At 55.0% G+C, this 282-nt stretch carries 1 protein-coding gene; it reads right to left on the bottom strand.

Features of this window, described 5'->3' with window-relative positions:
• Positions 1-282: 4-hydroxyphenylacetate 3-hydroxylase N-terminal domain-containing protein (locus J4G32_RS21395; RefSeq protein WP_281413611.1), on the bottom strand; the 282-nt coding region annotated here is incomplete at both ends.

Genomic DNA, 282 nt, shown 5'->3' with positions numbered 1-282 from the left:
AGCAAAATCCGGGTTTTCGCCCATCACCTGGGCTGAGCCGAAACCAATCATGTTGTAGTGAGTCAGGGCGGAGTTAGTGGCGACGACTTTCGCCCCGCTGACAATAATCCCGGCGTCCGTCTCTTTCTCCAGCTTGATATAGACGTCTTTCACTTCGTCGGCAGGTTTGTGGCGGTCAATGGGCGGGTTGACGATTGCATGGTTAAAGTACAGGCCGGTCTCCTGAATACGGGTGTACCAGTTGCGGGCGTTCTGCTCAAACTGGCCGTAGAAGGCTGGGTT

The sequence above is a fragment of the Microvirga antarctica genome (genome assembly GCF_017921815.1).
Taxonomy (GTDB): Bacteria; Pseudomonadota; Alphaproteobacteria; order Rhizobiales; family Beijerinckiaceae; genus Microvirga; species Microvirga antarctica.
Note: the sequence above shows the minus strand (reverse complement) of the source record. Positions and strands in the feature narration are given on the sequence as shown.